Source organism: Caulobacter sp. P1_B12_2, from assembly GCF_056406675.1.
The window spans coordinates 1-4002 of sequence record NZ_JBFTZS010000426.1; the positions used below are offsets into that span (position 1 = coordinate 1).

Consider the following 4002-nt stretch of genomic DNA (forward strand, 5'->3'; position numbering starts at 1 on the left):
GTCCCGTGGGGTCCAGCAGACGCCAGCGGCCGCCGACGAAAACCTCGACCACGGCGTGAAAGTCCGGAGGGTGCAGACCCAGGGCGTAGACGCTGGCCACCCGGGCCGGAATGTCGCTGGCCCGGCAGAGGGTGACGGCCAGGTGCGAGAAGTCGCGGCAGACCCCGGCGCGCTGGACGTAGGTCTCCAGCGCCGTGGTCCGCCAGTCGCTGCACGGGCGATATTCCAGGTGCGCGATGATCCAGGCGGCGATGGCCGCCACCCGCTCGCCGCCGCGCAGGGTCCCGAACTTCTGGTCGGCGATGGTCTCGAAGGTGTCGGAGGGGCAGTAACGGCTGCCCCGCAGATAGGGCAGGGTGTCGATCGGAAGCTCGGCGATGGCGTGCTGTTCCGCGTCCGCCAGGGGCATGTCGCGGTCGCCGATCTCGACCACGGCGTCATAGGCGATCGCCAGTCGCCCCTGGTGGGTGAAAGCGACGCGACGTTCGCCCGTGGCGGGATCGTCGCGGCGGGTGACCTGGACCGGAGGATCGAAGCTCAGGCGCTCCTCGACCAGGCTCTGATCGCCGGCGACGGCCCCCTCGATCTGCAGCAGGGACTCCACGCGTTCGGGAAAGTCGTAGTCCAGCCGCGTCTCGATGCGCACGCGCATGGCCGTCTCCCCGTCGTCCAGGTCAGCACAACGGCCCGTCGGGGGCTAAGGTTCAGTGCTTGGTGATCTTGCCGGCGACCCAGTCCATGACCGCCATCAGCAGGCCCGATAGCACGAACGTCAGGTGGATGCCCATCAGCCAGGCCAGCCGGGGCTGGTCGAACGGGATGTCCGGATCTTCGCTCATCTTCAGGACGGCCTTGAGCAGCGAAACCGCCGAGATCGCCGCGACCGAGGCGATCAGCTTCATCTTCATGCCCGAATAGTCGACCGATCCCATCCAGTGGGGTCGCTCGGCGTGGGACGCGGTGTCGATCCGCGACACGAAGTTCTCGTAGCCGGCCAGGATGACGATCACCAGCAGGTTGCCGGTCAGCGACAGGTCGATCAGCGACAGCGCCAGGATGATCGCAAACTCGGGCTTGGAGGTCAGGACGATCGGGAGCTCGTGCATCAGCTCCTGGAAGAACACGATGATCATGACGGCCAGTATGACCACCAGGCCCAGATAGATCGGGGCCAGCAGCCAGCGCGAGGCGAACAGGCTCTGTTCCAGCCAGCGTTCGGCCAACGGCTTGTTCATGGGCATGGCGCGCGCTCCAGGCGTGTTCGCCAGGCGCGAACGTCGCTGGAGTCGATGCTGAAGCGCCCGAGGCGCCAATCGGGGAAAAGCCGGATTCGCGGCGGACGGCGCCTTAGACCGGCGAGCTTAACCGCCCCAGGCCGTCTTCAGCGACGGCGAGCGCGCAGCAGGGCCAGGTTCTTTCGAATGTGCCGCACGCCGCGCCGGATCACATCGCAGATCAGGAGGATGAACAACCCGCCGAACACGCTGTCCCCGATGACCTTGGCCCGTTCGCCGGTGGTCATGGCCTGGAAATCCGCCGGTGGCAGATCGACCGTCATGGCCTGCAAGTCGGGCAGCCAGCCGGTCAAGACGGCGATGATCTGCCAAGTCATCACGCCGACGCCGGCGCAGCCCAGCAGGGTCACCGTCGCGCCGTTGAGAAGGCCCGCGCCGATATCTTCGAGGCTGGGCGGCTGGTCGCTGACATCGGTCATGGCGCGGATTCTATCAGAGACTTCGCCAAGCGCCACCTTGGGTGGATCGCGGCGCCTATCCGCCCCAGACCTGCTTCAGTCGCAAGTCGCGGCCGCAGCCCATGCGGTAGGCGTGGTACTCGATCGAATGGTTCTTGGCGTAGTCGCGGTGATAGGCCTCGGCCGGCCAGAAGGTCTTCAGGTCCAGGATCTGGGCCTTCATCGTGCCGGTCTTCAGGCGCTTGGCGGCCTCGGCGCGGGACTTTTCGGCGATCGGGCGCTGGGCCGGCGTGACGAACACGGCGGGCTTGTAGGACGGGCCGCGGTCGCAGAACTGGCCGCCGTCGTCGGTGGGGTCGACCAGCTTCCAGTACTTGTAGAGCAGGAAGCCGTAGTCGAGCTTGGACGGGTCGTAGGTGACGCGCACCGACTCGTAGTGGCCCGAGGTCTCGCTGGTCACATCGCGGTAGGTGGGCCGATCGACATGGCCGCCGGTGTAGCCGCTCTCGACCTTCAGCACGCCCGGAATGCCGCGCATGTCGTTCTCCATGCACCAGAAGCAGCCCCCGGCGAACACGGCGGTCGCGGCGGCGGGCGGCGGCTTGGACGCCGCCAGCACGTCGGCGGGCAGCAGGATGGCGGCGAAACTGGCGATCAGGACGAGCAGGCGGCGGATCATCGGGGCGCTCCGGGAGGATGTACCTCTAGATACGGATCAGGTCGGCGAAAGGTTACACCTTAGCGCCAGCCGAATCCGACCCCGCGCACCGACGGACAGGCCGACAGGCGGGCGGCCAGGATCTGGGCCCGCTCGTCGCCCTGATCGTCCAGCTCCAGCCGGATGCTCAGGCCCGCGCCGTCCGGCTGGGCGGTCAGGGCGCGCAGGCGGGTCTGCTGAACGTTGGCCACGCCCAGCACCCGCATCAGCGCGTCGGGCGTGTCGTCGGCGATCACCAGGAACAGCCGGCGTTTGTCCTCGTCCGGTTTGAGCGGTTCGAGCGAACTCACGGCCGCACCCACTGATGCTCGACGCTGGCCGAGGTGACGCCCGGCCAGGCGGCCAGGTCGCGGGCCAGCAGGCGGGCGGCCTGGTCGCTGAGATGGCGGACGCGCAGGCTGCCTTCGACGATCTGGCCGACCGGCTTCATGATCAGGCCGCACAGCTCGGCGCCGCTGTCGGCCAGGCCCTGGCGGACGGCGTCCAGCACCGACGGCGCGTCGTGGGCGGCCAGCAGCAGTTGGTGGACGGTGACGCCTTCGTGGTCGGAATTGAAGGCGGGTGGGGAAGGCAGGTAGCTCATGGGTTTCAAGGTCCTTGGATTTGAGGAGGACCGATGACCGCACAGCAAAAACCCCGCTCCTTGTGGGAAGCGGGGCTTTGCGGATCTTGCGATCTTCGGCTTTGGAGGTCGTCTAGTCGACCGCGCGCCTGTGCTGCCCCGTTCGCACACGAACGGTTTTAATCTTGGCCTGCATCATAATGGCGCGCGCGCACGAGATCGCGACGCCGGCGGTGAGGCCGGTGGCGATCAGAACGTTCAAGGCCAGCTGCGACAGCATGATGGCGTGCAAACTCCGTGTGCGATTACACAGGTAGCGTGGGCTTGGGGGGAGCGCAAGGTCTTGCCAGGCGGGTGTGACGTTTGGTGCGGATTGCGCAAGAAATATGCGGTGGTTGCTTCAAGCACAGCCGACCCCCTTCCCCCTTGATGGGGGAAGGGTTGGGGATGGGGGTGAACACGCTGGACGATCGGAATGCGGCCGACGCCGTATCACCCCCAACCGACCCGCTTCGCGGGCCACCTTCCCCCATCAAGGGGGAAGGAAACTAAGAGCGCAGCTTGCCGCCGGCCTTCTCGACCGCCGCCACGATCTTCCCCGACAGGGCCTCGATCTCGGCTTCGGTCAGGGTCTTTTCGCGCGGCTGGATCACCACTTCGAGGGCGACCGACCTCGAGCCGTCCGGCACGCCGGGGCCCTCATAGACGTCGAACACCCGCACGGCGTCGATCAGCGCCTTGTCGGCGCCGGCCGCGGCCTTGACCAGGTCGCCCGCCGCCTTGGCCTTGTCGGCCACGAAGGCGAAGTCGCGGGTCAGGGGCATCAGCGGCGAGGGTGTGAAGGCCGGCTTGGTCTTGACCGACTTCTTCTTCGGCTCGGGCACGGCTTCAAGGGTGATCTCGAAGCCATAGACCGGGCCGGCCACGTCCAGCGCCTTCAGCACCGCCGGATGCAGCTCGCCGAACTCGGCCAGCACCGCCTTGGGACCCAGCTGCAGGCGCGCCGAGCGGCCCGGGTGCCACCAGGAC

Annotated in this window: 8 protein-coding genes; all 8 read right to left on the bottom strand. The window is 67.4% G+C overall.

Annotated elements, in window-relative coordinates:
- A partial coding sequence (locus tag AC1DZ6_RS20695; RefSeq protein ID WP_477099017.1) for a transglutaminase-like domain-containing protein occupies positions 1-652 on the bottom strand: 652 nt, incomplete at its 3' end.
- A 52-nt stretch (positions 653-704) separates the two neighbouring features.
- Positions 705-1235, bottom strand: a complete 531-nt coding sequence (locus AC1DZ6_RS20700; RefSeq protein ID WP_477099023.1) for a TIGR00645 family protein — start codon at positions 1233-1235, stop codon at positions 705-707.
- A 146-nt stretch (positions 1236-1381) separates the two neighbouring features.
- Entirely contained in the window at positions 1382-1714 is a 333-nt protein-coding gene (locus AC1DZ6_RS20705) for a hypothetical protein (RefSeq protein WP_477099018.1), read from the bottom strand.
- 55 nt (positions 1715-1769) lie between these two features.
- Positions 1770-2369 (bottom strand): peptide-methionine (S)-S-oxide reductase MsrA, encoded by a 600-nt coding sequence (msrA, locus tag AC1DZ6_RS20710; RefSeq protein WP_477099024.1) that lies wholly within the window; start codon positions 2367-2369, stop codon positions 1770-1772.
- Between the two features lie 62 nt (positions 2370-2431).
- A complete protein-coding gene (locus AC1DZ6_RS20715) occupies positions 2432-2701 on the bottom strand; it encodes a hypothetical protein (protein ID WP_477099019.1) in 270 nt (89 codons plus the stop codon).
- Positions 2698-2994 (bottom strand): hypothetical protein, encoded by a 297-nt coding sequence (locus AC1DZ6_RS20720; protein ID WP_477099020.1) that lies wholly within the window; start codon positions 2992-2994, stop codon positions 2698-2700. Before AC1DZ6_RS20720 ends, AC1DZ6_RS20715 begins: the two co-directional genes overlap by 4 nt.
- A 112-nt stretch (positions 2995-3106) precedes the next feature.
- Entirely contained in the window at positions 3107-3253 is a 147-nt protein-coding gene (locus AC1DZ6_RS20725) for a hypothetical protein (RefSeq protein WP_477099021.1), read from the bottom strand.
- A 268-nt stretch (positions 3254-3521) separates the two neighbouring features.
- Positions 3522-4002: phenylalanine--tRNA ligase subunit beta-related protein (locus AC1DZ6_RS20730; RefSeq protein WP_477099022.1), on the bottom strand; the 481-nt coding region annotated here is incomplete at its 5' end.